Source organism: Mucilaginibacter aquaedulcis, from assembly GCF_030409325.1.
Lineage (GTDB): Bacteria > Bacteroidota > Bacteroidia > Sphingobacteriales > Sphingobacteriaceae > Mucilaginibacter > Mucilaginibacter aquaedulcis.
On record NZ_JAUFPR010000003.1, the window covers coordinates 638,366 to 658,735 of the forward strand.

Annotated in this window: 22 protein-coding genes; all 22 read right to left on the bottom strand. The window is 42.1% G+C overall.

Annotated elements, in window-relative coordinates; translation table 11 throughout:
- Positions 1-25: 25 nt before the first annotated feature.
- Positions 26-523 (bottom strand): acyl-CoA carboxylase biotin carboxyl carrier protein subunit, encoded by a 498-nt coding sequence (locus tag QWZ01_RS18010; RefSeq protein WP_290325653.1) that lies wholly within the window; start codon positions 521-523, stop codon positions 26-28.
- A gap of 55 nt (positions 524-578) precedes the next feature.
- A complete protein-coding gene (locus tag QWZ01_RS18015; RefSeq protein ID WP_290325788.1) occupies positions 579-1,208 on the bottom strand; it encodes a DUF4159 domain-containing protein in 630 nt (209 codons plus the stop codon).
- A 29-nt stretch (positions 1,209-1,237) separates the two neighbouring features.
- Positions 1,238-1,948 (bottom strand): 16S rRNA (uracil(1498)-N(3))-methyltransferase, encoded by a 711-nt coding sequence (locus QWZ01_RS18020; RefSeq protein ID WP_290325655.1) that lies wholly within the window; start codon positions 1,946-1,948, stop codon positions 1,238-1,240.
- A gap of 115 nt (positions 1,949-2,063) precedes the next feature.
- The gene (locus QWZ01_RS18025) at positions 2,064-3,407 is read right to left on the bottom strand and encodes a hemolysin family protein (protein WP_290325657.1); all 1,344 of its coding nucleotides are present in this window, start codon (positions 3,405-3,407) and stop codon (positions 2,064-2,066) included.
- A gap of 7 nt (positions 3,408-3,414) precedes the next feature.
- Positions 3,415-3,960, bottom strand: a complete 546-nt coding sequence (locus tag QWZ01_RS18030) for an inorganic diphosphatase (protein WP_290325659.1) — start codon at positions 3,958-3,960, stop codon at positions 3,415-3,417.
- A 16-nt stretch (positions 3,961-3,976) separates the two neighbouring features.
- Positions 3,977-4,618 carry a DedA family protein gene (locus tag QWZ01_RS18035; protein WP_290325660.1) on the bottom strand — a complete coding sequence of 214 codons (642 nt, stop codon included), beginning with the start codon at positions 4,616-4,618 and terminating at the stop codon, positions 3,977-3,979.
- Between the two features lie 56 nt (positions 4,619-4,674).
- Positions 4,675-6,051, bottom strand: a complete 1,377-nt coding sequence (locus QWZ01_RS18040; RefSeq protein WP_290325661.1) for an NADH-quinone oxidoreductase subunit N — start codon at positions 6,049-6,051, stop codon at positions 4,675-4,677.
- 93 nt (positions 6,052-6,144) lie between these two features.
- Entirely contained in the window at positions 6,145-7,617 is a 1,473-nt protein-coding gene (locus QWZ01_RS18045) for a complex I subunit 4 family protein (RefSeq protein WP_290325663.1), read from the bottom strand.
- A gap of 22 nt (positions 7,618-7,639) precedes the next feature.
- Positions 7,640-9,553 (bottom strand): NADH-quinone oxidoreductase subunit L, encoded by a 1,914-nt coding sequence (gene nuoL / locus QWZ01_RS18050; protein ID WP_290325666.1) that lies wholly within the window; start codon positions 9,551-9,553, stop codon positions 7,640-7,642.
- Positions 9,554-9,749: 196 nt separating this feature from the next.
- Entirely contained in the window at positions 9,750-10,079 is a 330-nt protein-coding gene (gene nuoK / locus QWZ01_RS18055; RefSeq protein ID WP_290325667.1) for an NADH-quinone oxidoreductase subunit NuoK, read from the bottom strand.
- Complete coding sequence (locus QWZ01_RS18060) at positions 10,079-10,576, bottom strand: NADH-quinone oxidoreductase subunit J family protein (RefSeq protein ID WP_290325669.1); 498 nt, start codon at positions 10,574-10,576, stop codon at positions 10,079-10,081. Before QWZ01_RS18060 ends, nuoK begins: the two co-directional genes overlap by 1 nt.
- Positions 10,577-10,637: 61 nt before the next feature.
- A complete protein-coding gene (locus QWZ01_RS18065; protein ID WP_290325671.1) occupies positions 10,638-11,135 on the bottom strand; it encodes a NuoI/complex I 23 kDa subunit family protein in 498 nt (165 codons plus the stop codon).
- Between the two features lie 11 nt (positions 11,136-11,146).
- On the bottom strand, positions 11,147-12,178 hold the full coding sequence (nuoH, locus tag QWZ01_RS18070) for an NADH-quinone oxidoreductase subunit NuoH (RefSeq protein ID WP_290325673.1): 1,032 nt from the start codon (positions 12,176-12,178) through the stop codon (positions 11,147-11,149).
- On the bottom strand, positions 12,178-13,167 hold the full coding sequence (locus QWZ01_RS18075; protein WP_290325676.1) for an NADH-quinone oxidoreductase subunit G: 990 nt from the start codon (positions 13,165-13,167) through the stop codon (positions 12,178-12,180). Before QWZ01_RS18075 ends, nuoH begins: the two co-directional genes overlap by 1 nt.
- Positions 13,168-13,227: 60 nt before the next feature.
- Positions 13,228-13,584, bottom strand: coding sequence for a four helix bundle protein (locus QWZ01_RS26040; RefSeq protein ID WP_353959416.1), 357 nt, complete (start codon positions 13,582-13,584; stop codon positions 13,228-13,230).
- A gap of 41 nt (positions 13,585-13,625) precedes the next feature.
- The gene (nuoF, locus tag QWZ01_RS18080; protein WP_290325677.1) at positions 13,626-14,987 is read right to left on the bottom strand and encodes an NADH-quinone oxidoreductase subunit NuoF; all 1,362 of its coding nucleotides are present in this window, start codon (positions 14,985-14,987) and stop codon (positions 13,626-13,628) included.
- Between the two features lie 120 nt (positions 14,988-15,107).
- On the bottom strand, positions 15,108-15,632 hold the full coding sequence (locus QWZ01_RS18085; protein ID WP_290325679.1) for an NADH-quinone oxidoreductase subunit NuoE family protein: 525 nt from the start codon (positions 15,630-15,632) through the stop codon (positions 15,108-15,110).
- Positions 15,625-16,836 carry an NADH-quinone oxidoreductase subunit D gene (locus QWZ01_RS18090; protein WP_290325681.1) on the bottom strand — a complete coding sequence of 404 codons (1,212 nt, stop codon included), beginning with the start codon at positions 16,834-16,836 and terminating at the stop codon, positions 15,625-15,627. The genes QWZ01_RS18085 and QWZ01_RS18090 overlap by 8 nt, the downstream gene beginning before the upstream one ends.
- A 126-nt stretch (positions 16,837-16,962) precedes the next feature.
- Entirely contained in the window at positions 16,963-17,466 is a 504-nt protein-coding gene (locus QWZ01_RS18095) for an NADH-quinone oxidoreductase subunit C (RefSeq protein ID WP_290325683.1), read from the bottom strand.
- Positions 17,467-17,468: 2 nt separating this feature from the next.
- Positions 17,469-18,011 (bottom strand): NADH-quinone oxidoreductase subunit B, encoded by a 543-nt coding sequence (locus tag QWZ01_RS18100; protein ID WP_290325685.1) that lies wholly within the window; start codon positions 18,009-18,011, stop codon positions 17,469-17,471.
- 218 nt (positions 18,012-18,229) lie between these two features.
- Positions 18,230-18,601 carry an NADH-quinone oxidoreductase subunit A gene (locus tag QWZ01_RS18105; protein WP_290325686.1) on the bottom strand — a complete coding sequence of 124 codons (372 nt, stop codon included), beginning with the start codon at positions 18,599-18,601 and terminating at the stop codon, positions 18,230-18,232.
- A 76-nt stretch (positions 18,602-18,677) separates the two neighbouring features.
- Positions 18,678-20,369: a tetratricopeptide repeat protein gene (locus QWZ01_RS18110; RefSeq protein WP_290325688.1), complete on the bottom strand. Its 1,692-nt coding sequence runs from the start codon at positions 20,367-20,369 to the stop codon at positions 18,678-18,680.
- Position 20,370: the final 1 nt, after the last annotated feature.

A 20,370-nucleotide genomic window follows, 5' to 3' on the forward strand; every position in this document is an offset into this window, starting at 1 on the left:
AAAATACCTATTAAAACAGGTTAAACTAAAAGCCTATTAAAATTTGCCCTTTTTCAACTTTATCTCCGGGTTGTATCCTGATCTTTTTAATGGTAGCGTCGGCCGGTGATTTGATAATGTTTTCCATCTTCATGGCCTCCAGTACAAAAAGGTTATCGCCCTTTTTTATTTCATCCCCTTCGGTTACAAAAACCTTCAGTACCATGCCGGGCATTGGCGCTTTTAATTCAGCAACCCTTGTATTGTTCATATTGCTTAACCCCAATTTATCAAGCAACACATCAAACTGGTCTTTGGCTGTAATGGAGTAGGTATTATTGTTTACTTTGATTTCGGCGATTTTATCAGCATGGTTAAAATTCACTACTTCTACCCGGTATGATCGGTGGTTTTCAATCACATGGTATATGCCTTCGCCAATATGTGCTATATCAGCATTGGTTACTGCGTTATTGATAAGCAGGTTGATTCCCGCTTTGTTAACTTCAATATTGTGAGAATCATTTATTTTTAGCTGATACATAAGGATAGGGGGATTAGTGATACTTTACGGCTTTGGATGAATTAGGTTAATTTTGTTACTGGGTAAAAACGTACTGAATTAAATTAGTGCCCATTTTCAGCGCTTTTAAGCGGGCTTCCTGGGTATCACCGGCATAAGTACCATAATCTTCCCATCCGTTGCCCAAATCGCACTCATAGGTATAAAAACACACCAACCTGCCCTTGTAAATAAGCCCAAAACCCTGGGCTCTTTTACCATCATGCTCATGAATTTTGGGCAAGCCGTTAGGGAAAGGAAATTTTTGATGATAGATAGGGTGGTTTAGCGGAAGCTCAACAAAATCAAGCTCTGGAAATACTTTTTTCATTTGCGGGCGGATAAACTTATCCAATCCATAATTATCATCGATATGCAAAAAGCCCCCGCCGGTAAGATATTTACGCAAGTTACGTGCCTCCTGATCGGTAAATATCACGTTGCCATGTCCTGTTAAAAAAGTAAAGGGATAGTTAAACAATGATGAGCTGCCTGCCTCAACCACATCGTCTTCGGCCTCAAAATTGGTTTTTAAATTTTCATTACAAAACTTAACTAGGTTGGGCAGCGCGGTACGGTCGCCATACCAATCGCCGCCGCCATTGTATTTGAGCCGGGCAATTTTATATGCGGGTGCCTGAAAGCCAGCCATGACCATGATGGTCATAAAAGCAACTATTACATATTTAGCTGTTTTCATAGGCGATTTAAAAAGTTCACTTCAAAACAGGCTTCCAGGGCGGCTGTTTCGGTGCGCAAGCGGCTATTACCTAAAGTTATGGGTTTAAATCCGTTTTGCAAAGAACTTTCAATTTCGGCGGGGGTAAAGTCACCTTCAGGACCTATCAATATCAGGTATCTGCCCTGCGGGGTGAGTTTCTGTTTAAGGTTCAATTTTTCACCGGGTTCGCAATGTGCTATAAACTTTTGGCCATCAAAAGGCTGCACAAGCAACTGACTTAGCTTTACCGGCTCGTTTAAAATAGGGTGGTATGCTTTGATAGATTGTTTTATAGCGGCAGTGATGATCTTGTTTAACCTATCAACCTTGGCCTCCTTACGTTCAGACCGGTGACTGATGATCAATGATACTTCATCGATACCTATTTCGGTGGCTTTTTCTAAAAACCACTCCAGGCGTTCAATATTTTTTGTGGGAGCTACCGCCAGATGCAGGTAATGGTTGCGCTTGTTATAACCGGTGGTAACTGAGGTGATATTTAATATTACCCGTTTAGGATGGGCATCCTGTATTACTGCATTATAGAACCCTCCCCTACCGTCAATCAGCTGCACCTCGCTCCCAACCTCTAAGCGCAATACACGGATAGCGTGTTTGCTTTCTTCTTCGTTAAGAAAATATTGCGGATGAGCAGGTTCAATATCGGGGGTGTAAAAGAGTTGCATGGTGCTTAGAGTATCAAGTACTTAGTATCAGGTATCAAGACTACTTTACTTGTTTATACAGTTATAAAAAAATCTTGATACATGATACTAAGTACCTGATACCAATATTTTAATGCTAATGTAAATCTACCGCGTCTTCTTCATTTATCAGCAATTCAAGTTTTACGGATTCAATGTTCTGGTCAGATTTGCGGAGTACGGTAATATTATATCCGTTTGATTCTTTTTGTTCGCCAACGTCAGGAATTTTACCAAATATATCGCCAAGCCAGCCAGATACGGTATCAAAGTCGCCATCTTCGGGCAGGTCATGCGGTAAATGCTCGTTTACGTCATAAATTGGCGCAAGGGCATTTACAATAAATTCACGATCGTTCACCTTTTCAACAATTGGCTTTTCTTCATCGTACTCGTCCTGGATTTCGCCTACCAGTTCTTCAACAATATCTTCCAAGGTAACCATACCCGCGGTACCGCCAAACTCATCAAGTACAATGGCAATCTGAATGCGTTTCTGCTTCATTTCGGCCATCAAATCATTGATCTTTTTGGTTTCAGGGATAAAGTATGGCTTGCGAATAATATCTTTCAGTACAATCTCTTCATTATGAGCCAGCAATGGTAAAATATCCTTGGCGTGAACAATACCAATGATCTTGTCGATAACCTCATCATAAACCGGCATACGTGAATACCCCTCGGTTATCAGAATCTCCAGCAGTTCATCTTTAGTAGTATCAACCTCAATGCCAGATATTTTGGTACGAGGCACCATGATATTTTTTACCACGCGCTCATTAAAATCAAATACGTTCTGGATCAGCTCATGCTCGTTGGAGTCAAGAGCGCCGGTTTCGCGTCCCTGTTCAAGCAGGTACTGCAACTCTTCAGAACTGTGATGCGCTTCGCCGCCGGGTATAGTTTGTATACCCAAAAGTTTCAGTATAAAATTAGCAAAGGTGTTCAGTGTCCAGATAAAGGGTCTGAAGGTAACGTAGAATATCCTGAGGGGTAATGAAACCGTCATTACGGTACGTACAGAACGCTGTATGGCCAATGATTTGGGAGCAAGCTCACCAAACACAATGTGAAATACGGTAATTAGTGTAAAAGCCGTAATATGGCTTATATTGATAATAATGTTTGAGGTAATGGTTAAGCCAAGCGCAGAAAACAACCTGAGCATAATGGTAGTAACCACGCCTTCGCCCACCACACCTAAACCAAGTGAGGCAATAGTAATACCTAATTGTGTTGCGGCCAGGTAACCATCTAAATTATACATGATACCCCGGGCTACTTTAGCCATGCGGCTGCCCGTTTTGGCCTGCAACTCAATTTGCGACCCCCTTACCCGTACCATTGCAAACTCCGCGGCTACAAAAAACCCGTTAAGTGCTACCAGTGCAAGCGTGGCTAATATATAATAACCGTTTATTTCGAGATCGGGGTGGTCCATCAATTAGTTATTGGTACACAGGAAAAGTAGACTTATACAATTCCAAACTCTCTTGTATCACTTTATGGGCATAACGTACACCTAACAAATGCTCGATGGTTACGTTTTTGCCTTCCAGTTTTTTATAGTCTTTAAAGAAACGAACGATCTCGGTCATAGCATGCGGAGGCAGCTCATTCAAATCGTTAATGTAGTTAACAGACATGTCGTTTTTAGCTACCGCGATGATTTTATCATCTTGTTCGCCGTTATCAACCATGTGCATCACGCCTACTACTTTTGCCTCGATGATAGACATAGGGAACACATCTACAGAACAAAGTACCAGGATATCCAGGGGATCTTTATCATCACAATAAGTTTGCGGGATAAAGCCATAGTTGGCAGGGTACATTACTGACGAAAACAATACGCGGTCCAATATCAATAAACCGGATTCTTTATCAATTTCATATTTTGCTTTTGAGCCTTTAGGTATCTCGATGATTGCATTAACAATTTCAGGAATGTTTTCACCGGGAGATACCTGGTGCCAGGGGTGTTGCGTACTCATTTAGTATATTTTTATATTAATTCTTTTCTTTTGATTCAATGATCTTTTTACGTACATAAGCCACAATAAGCGGAATTGTTGTTACCACTATGAGGCCCAGAACTATATATTGAAGGTAGTCTTTTAACTGCGGAAACTTTTTGCCTAAAAAAAAACCGCTTAAAGTAAATGTACATACCCAGGTTACACTGCCTATAAAGTTATATAAACTAAATCGCTTTATGCCAACCTTTACAACTCCTGCAAATATAGGAGCAAATGTTCTAACTATAGGGAAAAATCTACCCAAAATCAGTGCCATGCCACCGTACTTGTTATAAAATTCGCTGGCAAGCGTTACATATCTTTTCTTGAAAAACAGCGAATCGTTCCTGTTAAACAGAACCGGCCCCGTTCGGTAACCAAACCAGTATCCGGCAAAATTGCCCAATACCCCTGCCCCTATCAATGAAAAAACTAATGTGGATATAGTTACATCAACCTTACCTGCCGAGCACAGCAGGCCTGCCATAAACAGCAGATAATCTCCTGGTAAAAAAAAGCCAAAGAATAAACCGGTTTCAGCAAATACAACAATAAGCAAGAGATAAAAGCCTCCCCTGCTTATGATGGATTGAGCGTCCGTTAAATTTTGAAGGTATTCCCAAAAACTTTCCATTCACTATATCTGTAAAACTACAAATATTAAATCAATTTGCAGTTATGTACTACGGATTAAATGAAGCGGGCTATAAAATCTGGATAGATACCTATAAGGATAGTTACCAAAGCTGAGAAGCCGAATACAATTTTGTAGTAAGCCGGCACAAGTACTTCAGCACGATCGGCCGAGCGGAAATACATGGCAATAATAACCCTGAAATAATAGAAAATAGCTATAATGGCATTCACTACGGCTATAATTACCAGCCAAACATGGTATTTGGCCAATGCACCGGAAAACATAAAGAACTTACCCATAAAGCCAGCGGTAAGCGGTATACCCGCCAATGAAAGCATGGCCACTGTAAGCACAAATGCCAGGAAAGGATTATTTTTTGCCAGCCCGTTAAAGCTTTCAAAGTTATCGCTGCCATTTTGCTGTTGCACCAGGATCAGGCTGCCAAAGGCAATGATAGATGCGATAGAATAAGCAGTAGCATATACAAATACAGAGTTAGCAGAGCCCGAACCCAAAGCTACGATAGCGAAAAGCAGGTAGCCCGCGTGCGATATACTGGAGAATGCCAGCATACGTTTAAAGCTTTGCTGGTACAGCGCGGTAATGTTGCCGATAAATAAAGTAACGATGGTGATGCCCAGCAATATCGGCACCCAAAAATCAGACAGCGGTGCAAAACATGCTGAGAATAATCTCAGGAAGGCGGCAAAGCCTGCTGTTTTTACTACAGTCGACATGAAAGCGGTAATCAGTGTTGGTGAGCCTTCATACACGTCAGGTGTCCAGAAGTGGAAAGGTGCCGCACCTACTTTGAAGCATAAACCTACAATGATCAATCCTATACCGGTATAAAACATCGGGTCGATATGCGGATGGGCAATAACCCAGTCGCGGATGGCTTCCAGGCCAAATGAACCTGTTGTTCCATATAACAAGGTGATACCAAACAGCAGGAAGCCTGTTGAAAAGGCACCCATTAAAAAGTATTTAAGCGCTGCCTCGTTTGATGAGAAATCGTTTTTCTTGATACCTGCCAGAATGTATAAGCTAACCGACATGATCTCGATGCCGATGAACAGCATTACCAGGTTGTAGAACGATACCATAACAATGATACCGGCCAGCGAAAACAGGATAATGGCATAATACTCGGCAGTGTGCTTGCTTATCTTTTCAAAATACCCGCCTGATAGCATCAGGATCAGGATAGTGGTAATAATAGTAATGCCTGAAAACGCGATAGAGAAATTATCGAACATCATCATACCATGATATATAGGCAGGGCAACATTATTCCATTGAGCAATAGCGAAGCCTAAGGCAGCTAACAGACCAATAATAGTAACCGGTAATAACGATTTTGTAGCCTTATACAAGCCCAGGTACAAAAGCACTATAGGTAAAACGGATATGATGATTAAAGTATTCATTTTATATTTTAAAAGCCTCCTGTAAATTCTAAAACCTAAATATTAAGTACTGAATTTTACTACTTTGTTATTTCTTATTCTTTATTAAAGGGTTTAATTGCCCCTTACATTTATCATTTGCACTAAGTTATTAACAGCTGCCTCTGATATATGCATGATCGGGTGCGGGTATACACCCAACGCAATGATCAGTACGCAGATGATGCAAAGTGTTAATTTTTCGGAACCGCTAACATCTGTGAATGTAGCTGTCAGCTCGTTCAGTTCGCCGTACATTACGTTTTTGTACATACGCAGCAGGTAAACCGCACCAAAAATAATAGTGAGGCCAGCCACAGCTGCCAGTGTAATGTTCAGGTAATGATAAGCGCTGTATTGAAACACGCCGGCAAGCAGTAAAAACTCACCCACAAAACCATTGGTTAATGGCAAACCTACAGTACCCAGCAGTATAATTAAAAATGCTATGGAAAACTTAGGAGCAACTTTAGCGATACCACCAAGCTGGCTGATGTCGCGGGTATTTAATCTCCTGCTGATGATATCCCAAATAAAGAACATACCAACTACGTTGATACCGTGGTTAAGCATTTGGATCATGGCACCTTGCACGCCTAAGGTAGTCCAAGCAAAAATACCTGCCGCTATAAGGCCAACGTGTGCTATTGATGAGTAAGCAATTAAGCGCTTACCATCTTTCTGGTTAAAGGCAATCAGCGACGCGTATACAATACCTATTACAGCCAGTATCATCACCAAACTTTGCCAGTGTATAAAGCCAAGCGGCGCATTTGGAATTAACCAGCGGATTACACCATAAATACCCATTTTAAGCATTATGCCTGATAACAGCATGGTACCTGCTGTAGGCGCTTCGGTATAAGTATCGGGCTGCCAGGTATGGAATGGAAACAATGGCATTTTAATAGCAAATGCCAGGAAAAACGACCAGAACACGATAGATTGGTGATGTGCATCTAAACCTATCTTGTAAAATTCATGCAGATCATATGTTTTGCCTGGCGATTGTAGGTACAGGTAAATGATACCTACCAACATGAATAACGAACCGGCAAATGTGTAAATGAAAAACTTAATGGTGATGCGGATGCGGTTTTCGCCGCCCCACAGGGCACATATAAAATAGATCGGGATAAGCGCTGCTTCCCAGCCTACGTAGAATAAAAATCCATCTAAAGCGGTGAATACAACCAGCATACCGGCCTGCATAAACAATATCAAACCGTAAAAAGCGCCAGCATTGCTATGCTTGTGCTGAAGTGTTGATAAAATAATAAGCGGAACGATCAATGTGGTGAGTAACACCATGATCATGCTGATACCATCAATACCGGCACTAAAATAAATGCCGAATTTGGTGATCCATGGCACATCAATAGTGAATTGGGTTGAGGCATCGGGAACAAAGCGGCTTAAAAATAAGCCTGCTATTACCAGTTCGGCAACAGAGAAAAATAATGCAGCGTATTTGGCAACCTCGTTTTTTAATAAGGCTACTATAATGGCGGCAACTACTGGTAAAAAAATTAATATACTAACAGTCATGTTTATGGTAAACGCTTATCGTTTATATTTTAGTTAATCCAAATATGCTGTAGGCTAATACAGCAATAATTCCAAGCACCATGATAAATATGTAGAAACCCACATTACCGGTTTGCAGTAAACGCAGGCCCTTGCTGCTTTCAACAGTACCCTTGCCAATTCCGTTCACCAGTCCATCTATACCCAAACGATCCACCACGTTGTAAAAAAACGTCGACAGAAAATCCAATGGTTTGCGGATGATCATATCATAAAGCTCATCAATGTAAAACTTATTGTATGATAAGCTGGTAAGTGCCGGGCGCTCTTCGGTATCTGCTACCGGAATGCTTCCGCCTTTTCCATATTTGATATAAGCGTAGATTAATGCTATCAGTGCAACACCTACAGAAATACTCATCAGGATAAACTCGGTGCTGGCCTGTAAATGATGTTCGCCTAAAATGGCATTTGATTTTTCAAAAACCGGTGCCAGGAAATGCTCCAGTTCGTGATGACCGCCCAAAACCTCTGGTACGCCTATAAAACCACCAACCATTGAAAGTATAGCCAAAACAATAAGCGGTATGGTCATACTTGGCGGAGATTCATGCAAGTGGTGTTCCTGCTCATGTGTACCGCGAAACTTACCATAAAAAGTAAGGAACAACATCCTGAACATATAGAATGATGTTAACATGGCGGTAAATACACCAATTACATAAAATGTAGTGCTATGCGCGTAGGCATGAGCCAGAATTTCATCTTTTGAAAAGAAACCTGAGAACGGAGGGATACCCGCTATAGCGATGGTACCTATCAGCATGGTGGCAAAGGTTATTTTAATTTTACCTTTTAAACCGCCCATTTTGCGCATGTCCTGCTCGTCGCTCATGGCGTGAATCACCGAACCTGCACCCAGGAATAATAAGGCCTTAAAGAAAGCGTGTGTTAATACGTGGAAGAACGCGCCGGTGTAAGCACCAACGCCTAAACCTAAAAACATATAACCCAGCTGCGATACGGTTGAATAGGCCAGTACCTTTTTAATATCGGTTTGTGTTAAGGCTATCAGTGCCGCAAACAAAGCGGTTGCCAAACCTATTATAGCTACTATCTCCATAGTATCCGGAGCCAGCGTATAGAAAATATTTGAACGTGCAATCATGTAAATACCTGCGGTAACCATGGTTGCAGCGTGTATGAGGGCTGATACCGGAGTTGGGCCGGCCATCGCGTCGGGCAGCCAGGTAAACAGCGGCAACTGGGCCGATTTACCAACAGCACCTACAAATAATAATATCGTAATAGCGAAAAGCGGTGCAGAACCCACTTTCATGGTGGCAGCTTTCGGAAATATCTCAGCAAATGAAATGCTGCCAAAAGCGTAGATGATCAGAAACACACCTAACAAAAAGCCAAGGTCGCCAATACGGTTCATGATGAAGGCTTTTTTAGCGGCATCGGCATAGCTTGGATTAGTATACCAAAAACCGATAAGCAGGTATGAACATAAACCTACACCCTCCCAGCCTATGAACATGATGAGGTAGTTTGAACCCATCACCAGCAAAAGCATGAAAAACACAAACAGGTTAAGGTAGGCGAAAAACTTACCAAAACCATTATCATTATGCATATAACCTATAGAGTACAGGTGAATCAGGAAACCAACACCTGTGATGATGAGCAGCATAATTGAACTTAGCTGATCAACCAGGAATGCGAAAGGAATCTTTAACTGCCCAACTGAGATCCAGTCGAAATAAGTAATATTAACAGGGTGTCCTGTTGATTTGATCTGGAAGAAAACTGCCACACTCAGGCCAAAAGATACCAGTACCAGCAGGCTGCCAATAAAGCCAATTACGTTTTTTGATAATGAATTGCGGCCAAGTCCGTTAATAATAAAACCGGCTAACGGTAATATGGGAATAAGCCAGATGTATTTATCCATGTTTGCTATACGTTGTACGTGTTACGTTATACGTTTTTTATGTTTATTATCTGATTGTTATTGAGGGCAGTAAAGCAAATTCAACTCGCAGACTTGATCTGCTCATCGGAGATTACCTCGTACCTTGCAATGACGCTTTTGTTATATATTTTAATCTATGTTTCAAATCCGAAATCGAAACTCCGAAATCAGGACCCTACCATTTCAGTCTGTTCAGCACATTGATATCAACCGAATTGGTATTCCGGTATATCATTACAATGATGGCCAGCCCTACTGCAACTTCGGCCGCGGCCAATGCCATAATAAAAAATACGAAAACCTGTCCGCTGGCATCGCCACGATAAACCGAAAATGCTGTAAGCAACAGGTTCACCGCGTTAAGCATCAGCTCAACCGACATGAAGATCACAATGGCATTGCGGCGAATCAATACGCCTGTTACACCGATAGAAAAAATAATGGTGCTTAATAATATGTAATGATTAAGCGGTACCGATTGTATGGTATTAGTTAAACTTTCCATTACGCAGTTTTAGGGTCTTTTGTAGCCAGCAATACAGCACCCACCATTGCCGATAACAGCAATACAGATGATACCTCAAATGGCATTAAAAATTCATTAAACAATACTTTACCTAAGTTTTTAACCAGGCCAAGGTCGGGGTTTTTCAATATAACCGGGTTTGATACGCCCAGCGATTTTAAGGATGCCACCAGGGCAACAATTAAAATACCACCGCCAAACACACCGGCAAACTTTACCATAAAGGGTTTTACCGGCTCACTCTCCTTGTTCAGGTTAATAAGCATCAGGGTGTAAAGGAACAGTACCAGTATAGCGCCCATGTAAACTATAAAGTTAACGATGGCCAAAAACTGGGCATTCATTAAAATATAGTGAATGGTGAACGTAAAAAAGGTAAGTATCAGATAAAGGATACTGTGTACCGGGTTTTTAGCCGAGATAACCAGTATCGAAAAGAATATGGACAAAAACGCGATGAAGTAAAATGTACTCATGTTTATATTTACAAAATACCTTTGCCTTTTGATAAGATCAGGGCAAAGGTATAAAACTTCTTTATTGATTTAAGGGCGCCTCTACTAATTTGTCTTTACCGTAAATAAAATCTTTTCTTAAATAATCGGTAGGTACAATATCCCCGTCAAGGTAAATGGCCTCTTTAGGGCAAGCTTCTTCGCATAAACCGCAAAAAATGCAGCGCAGCATGTTTATTTCATACACAGCAGCGTACTTTTCTTCGCGATACAAGTTTTCTTCACCTGGTTTGCGTTCAGCAGCCGTCATGGTAATGGCTTCTGCGGGGCATGAAAGCGCGCATAAACCGCAGGCGGTGCAGCGTTCCTTACCATTTTCATCGCGCTTAAGGGAGTGCATACCCCTAAAGTTTTCAGAAAATTCGCGTTTTTCTTCAGGATAACTGATCGTAACCGGTTTCTTGAAAAAGTGTTTCATGGTTGTGGCCAGGCCACCCATGATAGCAGGCAGGTAAGCACGCTCTAAAAAGTTGAGTGGCTTTACCTCCAATACTTTGCGCTTATTACTTAATGATTCCATTAGTTATATGCTTAATTTAAAAGAGTAGTTATAACACCGGTTAACACGATATTGGCAATAGCCAAAGGTATCAGTACTTTCCAGCCCAGATCCATCAGCTGATCATAGCGGAAACGTGGAATTGTCCACCGAACCCACATGAAAAAGAAGATAGAAAAGAATATTTTACCAAAAAATACCACCACGCCAATTATAGGGGCAATAGTAGGGCCCACATGTGCAGCAACCCAATCCATACCCGGGTAGTTATAACCTCCCCAGTACAGAGTAGCCATTACTGCCGATGATATGAACATGTTGATATACTCCGCAAAAAGGTAAAAACCCAGTTTCATTGATGAATATTCGGTATGGTAACCACCTACAAGCTCGGTTTCGCACTCAGGCAAATCAAACGGTGAGCGGTTGGTTTCGGCAAACGCGCATACCAGGAACAACACAAAGCCCAGCGGTTGGCGCCAAACGTTCCAGGCAAAACCGTGCTGCTGCTCGGCTATTTCTTTTAAGCTTAAGGTACCGGTTAACATCAATAAGGCGATAATAGATAGGCCCATTGAAATTTCATAGCTGATATTTTGTGAGGCCGCCCGGATAGCGCCTAACAACGAGTATTTGTTGTTTGATGCCCAGCCGCCTATCATAATGCCGTATACACCTAATGATACTACGCCAAAAATGTACAGGATGCCCACGTTAATGTCGGTAACCTGCAAATCAAAGGTATGGCCGCCGATAACTATAGCCTGCCCCCATGGAATCACTGCCGAACCTATACAGGCCGTTAATATAGCCAGCGAAGGGCCTACAATAAACAGAAAAGGTGTTGCATTGGTAGGGATGATCTCTTCTTTCAGGAACATTTTACCGCCATCTGCAAGGGGTTGCAAAATCCCCCAGGGACCGGCACGGTTAGGGCCTATCCTGTCCTGGAAAAATGCAGCTACTTTACGCTCGGCATAGGTAGAATACATGGCCACAACAAGGCTGATAGCGAAAATGATCACGATCAGTACAATCCTAAATATTAAATCAGTAGTTTCCATTATAAGCGTGTATCCCTTTCAAATTGTTCTTTGTTGGCTTCCATCAGTACCGGGTTGGTTTTAACCACCGGCAGCGGTGTAAACTCGTAGTGATTAGAGCTGATAACCGATTTATGTGATATTTTGCGCGGACCTTCAATTACCCAATCAGCGGTTTTCTTTTTATCAAAGCGGCAGGTATTGCAAATAAACTCCTCTACCTCCCCATAAACATCCTTACGGCCTGTTACCCTGATCACATCTTCGCCTTTGTACCATAAGGTAACTTTACCGCAGCACTTATCGCAATCGCGGTGTGCATCTACCGGTTTGGTGAACCATACACGGTTTTTAAAGCGGAAAGTTTTATCAGTTAATGCTCCTACCGGACAAACGTCAATAATGTTTCCTGAAAAATCGTTATCAACAGCTTTGGTGATATATGTTGATATTTCAGAATGATCGCCCCTGTTCAGGATACCGTGTAAACGGGTATTGGTGATCTGATCGGCAGTGAACACGCAGCGGTAGCATAGGATGCAACGTGTCATGTGCAGCTGTATCTTATCGCCAATATCAATCTTTTCAAATGTACGGCGGTCAAACTCGTAGCGGGTTTTTGCTGCGCCGTGCTCAAAGCCTAAATCCTGCAGGTGGCATTCGCCGGCCTGATCACACACAGGGCAATCAAGCGGGTGGTTAAGCAATAACATTTCAACCACACCTTTGCGCGCCTCAACAACTTCGGGCGAAGTAATATTTTGTACTTCCATGCCATCCATAACCGTGGTTCGGCATGAAGCTACCAGTTTTGGCATAGGGCGAGGGTCTTTTTCAGAGCCTTTGCTTACTTTAACCAAACAGGTACGGCATTTACCGCCACTGCCTTCCAGCTTGGAATAATAGCACATAGCAGGCGGAACAATATCGCCACCTATCTGCCTTGCGGCATTAAGTATGGTTGTTCCTGGTTCTACTTCAACGGGTATTCCGTCTATGGTTACTTTCATTAAGTCAAAATTAAAAATTCAAAAGTCAAAACCATTTTACCGGTTCAACTTCAACTTAAATCATTTTTGTAAGTTAATTACTATGGAAGCAATGATCTTAGAAAGCTCATCGGCCTCAGTTATTAAAATATTTATATTTTCTTTCTCATTCGTCAGAATTGTATCTCTGATCAAACAAAGCCAGTATTTTGTTTCGTTGGCAGATTTTAGTGCTATTGTGTAAAAGTTCCTAAAATCTTTAGTCGTACTACCCGACTTTGCCTCTATTATATTTGCTCCTATCGAAGTTCCACTTCTTAGCAGCTGGTCAAACATCGAAAAGTATATTCTTTCATATTTGGCTGTTGATATGAATTGCACTAACTCTTTCGAGAACTGATAACATCTGTGTTTGATGTCAAAAGGCTTTTCGCTCAACGCTTCCTATTTTGAATTTTTACTTTTTAATTTTGACTTAATTACCCCGCTGTTTCCAACTTCGGTAATGGATCAGCATAATGCGCCAGTCCATAGTTTCTTGTTGTGGCTTCGGCGCCGTTTGTTACGTGCCATTCAAATTCATCCCTGAAATGGCGGATGGCGCTGGCTACCGGCCATGCTGCCGCATCACCCAGCGGACAAATCGTGTTGCCTTCAATCTTCTTAGATACATCAACCAGCAGGTCCATGTCGCTCATTTTGCCATGGCCATGTTCTAAACGGTGCAATACTTTTTCCATCCATCCGGTACCTTCACGGCAAGGCGAACATTGTCCGCAACTTTCGTGGTGGTAAAAACGGGCGAAGTTCCAGGTATTACGAACGATACATGCATCTTCGTCATAAGCTATAAAACCTCCTGAACCCATCATAGTGCCAGTTATAAAACCGCCATCGGCTAATGACTCATAGCTCATTAAGCGAGGTTCATTGTTGATGGTTTTCAATATCAGGTTAGCCGGTAAAATTGGCACTGACGAACCTCCTGCTACTACTGCCTTCAGTCGTTTGCCGTTGGCTATACCACCACAATATTCGTCAGAGTATAAAAATTCTTCAACCGGTAAACCCAGGTCAATTTCATAAACACCTGGTTTTTTCAGGTTACCGCCAGCCGAGATCAATTTGGTACCTGTACTACGACCTATACCCAATTTAGCATACTCGTCGCCGCCTTCGTTTACAATAGGCACTACCGCCGCAATTGATTCTACGTTGTTCACCACTGTTGGCCTACCGTATAAACCCGCGATAGCCGGGAATGGTGGTTTAATGCGTGGGTTACCACGTTTACCTTCTAACGACTCCAACAAAGCGGTTTCTTCGCCGCAAATGTAGGCGCCGCCGCCCGGTTGTACGTACAATTCAAGATCGTAACCTGAACCTAATATATTTTTGCCTAAAAAGCCTTTAGCTTTAGCTTCGGCAATTGCTTTTTCCAGTATCCTGATCTGCGGCATCATTTCGCCGCGAACATAAATGTATGAGGTATTGGCACCCAGTGCAAAGCTCGATACAATCATACCCTCAATTAACAAGTGAGGGATATAGGTCATGAGGTAACGATCCTTAAAAGTACCGGGTTCTGATTCATCGGCATTACAAACCAGGTAACGAGGCACTCCTTCGGGCTTAGCCAAAAAGCTCCACTTCATACCGGTTGGGAAACCAGCACCACCACGACCGCGTAAACCCGACTTCTTCACTTCCTCTACCACTTCATCGGGCGACATCGTTTTCAGTGCCTTTTCAACAGCCGCGTAACCACCCTTTGAGCGGTAAACATCAAATGTATTGATGCCTGGTACGTTTATATGTTCTAATAGTAATTTGCGACCCATTTGGTTAAATTCTAAACTCTAATTACTAAAATCTAATCTCTAAATTGTAAAAGCTAAATTGTCCTATCCTTAGTCTTCAGTCCTTTGTCTTTTATCCTTACGTCCTAAAGTCTTGTAGTCCTAATTCTTAGCTTTTGCTGTTAATTCTCCGATCAATTTATCTACCGATTCGTTAGTTAAATTTTCGTAGAAGGTATACTCAGGACCTATTTGTAATACCGGGCCAAAGCCGCAGGCAGCAAGGCACTCAACCCCGCGCCAGCTAAACAAGCCATCAGGAGTTACCTCTCCCTCTTTTACACCCAGCTTTTGCTCAATATGATCCATTATTTTTTCGGCACCTACCAGGCAGCAACCACTGGTACGGCAAACCTCCAGTACATATTTACCCTGCGGGCGTAAAAAGTACATGGTATAAAACGAGGCTACTTCGTAAACCTCAATAGGTAATATTTTCAAATAAGCAGCAACCTTATCCATGGCAGGCACACTTAACCAGCCAAACTCGGCCTGTACAAAATGCAGTATAGGCAGCAAGCCCGACTTTTGTTTTCCTTCTGGATAACGGCTAACTACATCATCAAATTTAGCAATCAGCTCCGGCGAAAATTCAACCGGCACCTGAGCATCTTCAACTCTAAGCATCTAATTCTCCGGCTATAACGTTTAAACTACTCATGTTAATAATCGCGTCTGATAATAGCATACCACGGCTCATTGGCGCATACATCTGGTAATTGATAAAGCTTGGCCTGCGGAAATGCAAACGGTATGGGCTGCGCCCGCCATCATTTACCAGGTAAAAACCTAACTCGCCATTGGCACCCTCAACCGAGTGATATACTTCGGTATTAGGGGTTGGTATCTCGCCCATCACAATTTTAAAGTGATAAATGAGGGCTTCCATGTTATTATAAACTTCTTCTTTCGGAGGCAGGTAAAACTCAGGCACATCGGCGTGGAAAATATCCGTTGGCTCTTTTTCCAGTTTTACAAGGGCCTGCTCAATAATGCGCATACTCTGCCACATTTCCTCGTTACGTACCAAAAAGCGGCTGTAAACATCGCCGTTGGTACCTACAGGCACTTCAAAATCAAAATCTTCATATGACGAGTATGGGTTCATGGCCCTTACATCATAATCAACACCGGCGGCGCGCAGTAAAGGACCTGTCCAGCTGTAGCTTAACGCGGTTTCGGCACTAACGGCAGCCACATCTTTAGTGCGGTCAACAAAAATGCGGTTACGGTTAAACAGTGATTCAAATTCTCTTAACGTTACAGGGAAGTTTTTAAGGAACGCACGCAGCTTGCGGAAGGCAATAGCGTTAAAATTACGTTCAAAGCCCCCTATACGGCCAATATTGGTGGTAAGGCGCGATCCGCAGATCTCCTCATAAATTTCATAAATAGCCTCACGGTGCTCCATCATGTACAGGAAGCCTGTAAATGCGCCGGTATCAACACCCAATACACCATTACAGATGATGTGGTCAGATATACGGGCAAGTTCCATGATAATTACACGCAGGTAATCAACCCTTTTTGGAGTTTGGATACCCAGCAGCTTTTCAACCGTCATGTGCCAGCCCATATTGTTGATGGGTGACGAGCAATAGTTTAAACGGTCGGTTAGCGGAGTGATCTGGTAAAAGGGCCTGTGTTCGGCAATTTTTTCAAACGCACGGTGTATATAACCTATGGTTGATACGCCGCTAACAATTCTTTCACCATCTAACTGCAGCACGTTTTGAAACACACCGTGGGTTGCAGGGTGGGTTGGGCCCAGGTTAAGGGTTGAAAGTTCGCTTTGCGGATCGTTGTCTGTATATACAGGATGATTTTGCATCAGTATAATTGTTTAATCAGTATCGAGTAGTTAGTATCAAGTAGCAAGACTATTGCTGTGTACTTTTTGAGTAATTCAAAAATCCTGATACTTGATACCAACTACTTGATACTAAATCTATATATGTTATCTTCCGAAGAAGTAATCCTTTTTATCAACACGGTTCGGGTCTTCCAGCGGAAATTCTTTTCGCATCGGGAAGGCCGTCATATCGTCAACATTCAATACACGGCGCAGATCGGGATGGCCGTCAAATATAACTCCAAAAAAGTCATACGTTTCACGCTCCATCCAGTTGGCACCATCCCATAATACCGTAGCGGTAGGGATATGCACATCGGCATCACTTAAAAACACTTTGATACGTATGCGGGTGTTGGTGGTAAGGCTGTGCAGGTGGTATATAACACCAATCTGTTTTTCCTGCTCCGGATAATGTATGCCGGTAATATCAGTTAAAAATATAAACCTTAAAGCGGCGTCCGTTTTTAAAAAGGTAAGTACGTCTATGATCTGCTCACGACTGATTTCCACCGTTAGCAAACCATAAGGTTCGCCCACAACGGTTACCTGCTGGTCAAACTTTTCACCAAGTCTTTTTAAAAGTTCTTCGTTGGGTATCTGGGCCATTATTATTGGATTCCGTATTTAGCTAACAATTCCTGGTATTTAGGCTCGTTTCTGCGGCGAAGCGATTCTGTTTGCACCAGCTTTTGAATATTAATAAAACCATCAATAATAGCTTCGGGGCGTGGAGGGCAACCCGGTACATAAACATCAACCGGTATTACTTCATCTATACCCTGTAATACAGAGTAAGTATCAAATATACCACCGCTTGAGGCGCATGCACCTACAGCCATAACCCAGCGGGGCTCGGCCATTTGCAGGTATACCTGCCTTAATACAGGTGCCATTTTTTTGGCGATAGTACCCATAACCATTAAAAGATCGGCCTGGCGGGGCGAAAAGCTTAAACGCTCGGCACCAAATCTGGAAAGGTCATAATGTGAAGCCATGGTTGCCATGAACTCGATGCCACAGCATGAGGTAGCAAAAGGCAGAGGCCATAATGAATTTGAGCGTGCTATACCTATTACTTTATCAAGCGAGGTAGCAAAAAATCCGGCGCCTTCTATTCCTGCAGGGGCATCAACTAATTGAATATCACTCATTGCACTATTTTAATAGAAATTTACCATTCCGATAAGACGGATCAGCGATTACAAATTTACAATAATAACGATGTAAAAAGTACACGATGAGTACGTGAGAGACGTATTTAGAATCAATCTAAAAAGCACATCACTAAATCTTCCTTAAAATGGGAGACTTTACTCTTTCCCTTTTTTCCAAAGCCCTCCTTTATGAAGAGGGTTGGGTGGCGCTGTGGTTAATCCCAGTCTAAAGCACCCTTTTTTATTACGTAAATGAAACCTAATAAAAGTGTGGCCATGAATATGAACATTTCAATCATACCCTCTTTGCCCATTTCCCTGAAATTAACGGCCCAGGGGTACATGAATATCACCTCCACATCAAACAGAACAAATAGTATAGCCACCAGGAAGTATTTGATGGATATTGGGGTACGGGCATTACCTACCACCTCAATACCCGACTCAAAAGGTGTTAACTTATCTTTAGTAACACGCTTAGGGCCAATTTTATGCGTTACAAACATTGTGGTTACCACAAAGCCTATAGCTACCAGCATTTGAAATATGATGGGCAAATAATTAACAGGTAAACTATGTAATTCCATGATGCAAATATACTAATGCAACTATAATAAAAAAGGCCTCTTTTACAAGAGGCCTTTAATTGTATACTAATTTTTATTATTTGCTTTTACCGGCACCGCCCTGTTTGGCAAAATAGGCCTGAACCTGCTTATTAGTAGGGTCATTGTCTCTTGCCTTAGTGTAGCTTTCGGTTGCTTTAGCTGCATCTTTTTCTTTAAAGGTATAGTAGTTACCTAAATATACATAAGCCTCGGCCAGGCTCTTTTTAACTTTGTCATCAGCTGCACCTTTAGCTGTTATCAGTTCAATGTATTTATCGTAGTAAGGTTTAGCGTAACCTACAATGTTATTACGGTCTTTTTCTTTTAAATCGTTAACACGTGCACGGTACAAATAAGCATCGGCAAATGGAGCAGAAGCCGTTTTAGCAATTATATAGCTAAAAGCACTGTCAGCCTTAGTTAACAATGAATCGGCATCAGGTTTTTTAGAGTCATAACCGAAGTAATAGCTGATACCTTCATAAAAATAATCGGTAAGCTTAACATTACGACCACCTTTTTGGGTAAATGTTCTGTAAGCATCCCCTGCCTGCGCGTATTTTTTCTGTCCGTAAAGGTTTTTGGCAATTTCACCATAAACATCAGTTTGGGTACTGTCAAGCTCTAATGCTTTTTTCAGGGTGTTGATACCTACTGAATCCTGACCTGAAGCAACCTGTAAACGGCCCATGTATAAATAGTCACGTGGGATGATACGTTTAGGATCGGCTTTCTGGAACCAAGTGTTCATAGCAGTCATACCTGCAGGGTAGTTCTTGTTTTCGTATGCAGCGTAAGCTAAATAACGGTAAACACGAGCATTTGAATTAGCTGATTTTGACAAATCTGTTGTTACTTGCTCTAATGTTTTGTAATCACCGGCCAGAATTAAGAAGTCGGCATAACGCATTTGAGATTCAACTGAAAGGTCAGTTAAGCTCATGTATTTTTTGTACTCGTCTGTAGCTTGTTTAATTTTTGCAGAAGCCTGTTTAGGATCTGTTAAAGACCAGCGCAGGTCAGTTTCTGCCCATTCGCGGTAAGCCGGGCCAAAGTTAGGATCAATGGCCAATGCATCCTGGAATTGTTTTTCAGAATCTTCAAAGTTGTTGGCAAATTTCCAGAGCACACCAGTAGCCACCTTTGCACCCGGGTTTTTAGGGTCGATGGTTGATGCATCCGAATAAGCCTGGTAAGCTTCGTTGCTTTTTAACTGTGAACGGTAAGCGTTACCTAAAGTGATCAATAGTTCAGCATCTTTAGGGTTTACTACTTTACCTTTTTGTAATACGGCAATAGCTGCGTTAGCATCGGCCGGGCTTACTTTTCCGTCTGGTGTAAGTGGTAATAAATAAGCTTCACCAACATATTGAAATGGTTTTGAGCTTTTACCAGCAAGAGCAACAGCCTGATTAAAGTTGTTTGTTGCACCGGCATTGTCTTTATCTAAACGGGCAACGGCACCTAAACCTGCATAATTTAACGCTGATTTTGCGTTAACAGCAATACCTTTGTTAAATGCAGCTTTTGCTGAATCGGCGTAATCTTGTTTAAGATACGTCCAACCCAGGTAAAAAAAGTTTTCATCCTTATCCGCTTGCGTAGTGGTAAGGTTTTTTAGCATCGATTTAGCTTTCTGATACTGTTCGGCGTCAATAGCTTTTTTGGCGTCGGCGAGACTTTGCGCAAAAACTGATGAACCTACTAATACCAGTCCTAATGATGCCGTGGCTATTTTACTGATCATT

Coding starts and splice junctions, on each gene's coding strand:
- QWZ01_RS18010 (WP_290325653.1), bottom strand. CDS start 523: ATGTATCAGCTAAAAATAAATGATTCTCACAATATTGAAGTTAACAAA.
- QWZ01_RS18015 (WP_290325788.1), bottom strand. CDS start 1,208: ATGACCATCATGGTCATGGCTGGCTTTCAGGCACCCGCATATAAAATT.
- QWZ01_RS18020 (WP_290325655.1), bottom strand. CDS start 1,948: ATGCAACTCTTTTACACCCCCGATATTGAACCTGCTCATCCGCAATAT.
- QWZ01_RS18025 (WP_290325657.1), bottom strand. CDS start 3,407: ATGGACCACCCCGATCTCGAAATAAACGGTTATTATATATTAGCCACG.
- QWZ01_RS18030 (WP_290325659.1), bottom strand. CDS start 3,960: ATGAGTACGCAACACCCCTGGCACCAGGTATCTCCCGGTGAAAACATT.
- QWZ01_RS18035 (WP_290325660.1), bottom strand. CDS start 4,618: ATGGAAAGTTTTTGGGAATACCTTCAAAATTTAACGGACGCTCAATCC.
- QWZ01_RS18040 (WP_290325661.1), bottom strand. CDS start 6,051: ATGAATACTTTAATCATCATATCCGTTTTACCTATAGTGCTTTTGTAC.
- QWZ01_RS18045 (WP_290325663.1), bottom strand. CDS start 7,617: ATGACTGTTAGTATATTAATTTTTTTACCAGTAGTTGCCGCCATTATA.
- nuoL (WP_290325666.1), bottom strand. CDS start 9,553: ATGGATAAATACATCTGGCTTATTCCCATATTACCGTTAGCCGGTTTT.
- nuoK (WP_290325667.1), bottom strand. CDS start 10,079: ATGGAAAGTTTAACTAATACCATACAATCGGTACCGCTTAATCATTAC.
- QWZ01_RS18060 (WP_290325669.1), bottom strand. CDS start 10,576: ATGAGTACATTTTACTTCATCGCGTTTTTGTCCATATTCTTTTCGATA.
- QWZ01_RS18065 (WP_290325671.1), bottom strand. CDS start 11,135: ATGGAATCATTAAGTAATAAGCGCAAAGTATTGGAGGTAAAGCCACTC.
- nuoH (WP_290325673.1), bottom strand. CDS start 12,178: ATGGAAACTACTGATTTAATATTTAGGATTGTACTGATCGTGATCATT.
- QWZ01_RS18075 (WP_290325676.1), bottom strand. CDS start 13,167: ATGAAAGTAACCATAGACGGAATACCCGTTGAAGTAGAACCAGGAACA.
- nuoF (WP_290325677.1), bottom strand. CDS start 14,987: ATGGGTCGCAAATTACTATTAGAACATATAAACGTACCAGGCATCAAT.
- QWZ01_RS18085 (WP_290325679.1), bottom strand. CDS start 15,632: ATGCTTAGAGTTGAAGATGCTCAGGTGCCGGTTGAATTTTCGCCGGAG.
- QWZ01_RS18090 (WP_290325681.1), bottom strand. CDS start 16,836: ATGCAAAATCATCCTGTATATACAGACAACGATCCGCAAAGCGAACTT.
- QWZ01_RS18095 (WP_290325683.1), bottom strand. CDS start 17,466: ATGGCCCAGATACCCAACGAAGAACTTTTAAAAAGACTTGGTGAAAAG.
- QWZ01_RS18100 (WP_290325685.1), bottom strand. CDS start 18,011: ATGAGTGATATTCAATTAGTTGATGCCCCTGCAGGAATAGAAGGCGCC.
- QWZ01_RS18105 (WP_290325686.1), bottom strand. CDS start 18,601: ATGGAATTACATAGTTTACCTGTTAATTATTTGCCCATCATATTTCAA.
- QWZ01_RS18110 (WP_290325688.1), bottom strand. CDS start 20,369: ATGATCAGTAAAATAGCCACGGCATCATTAGGACTGGTATTAGTAGGT.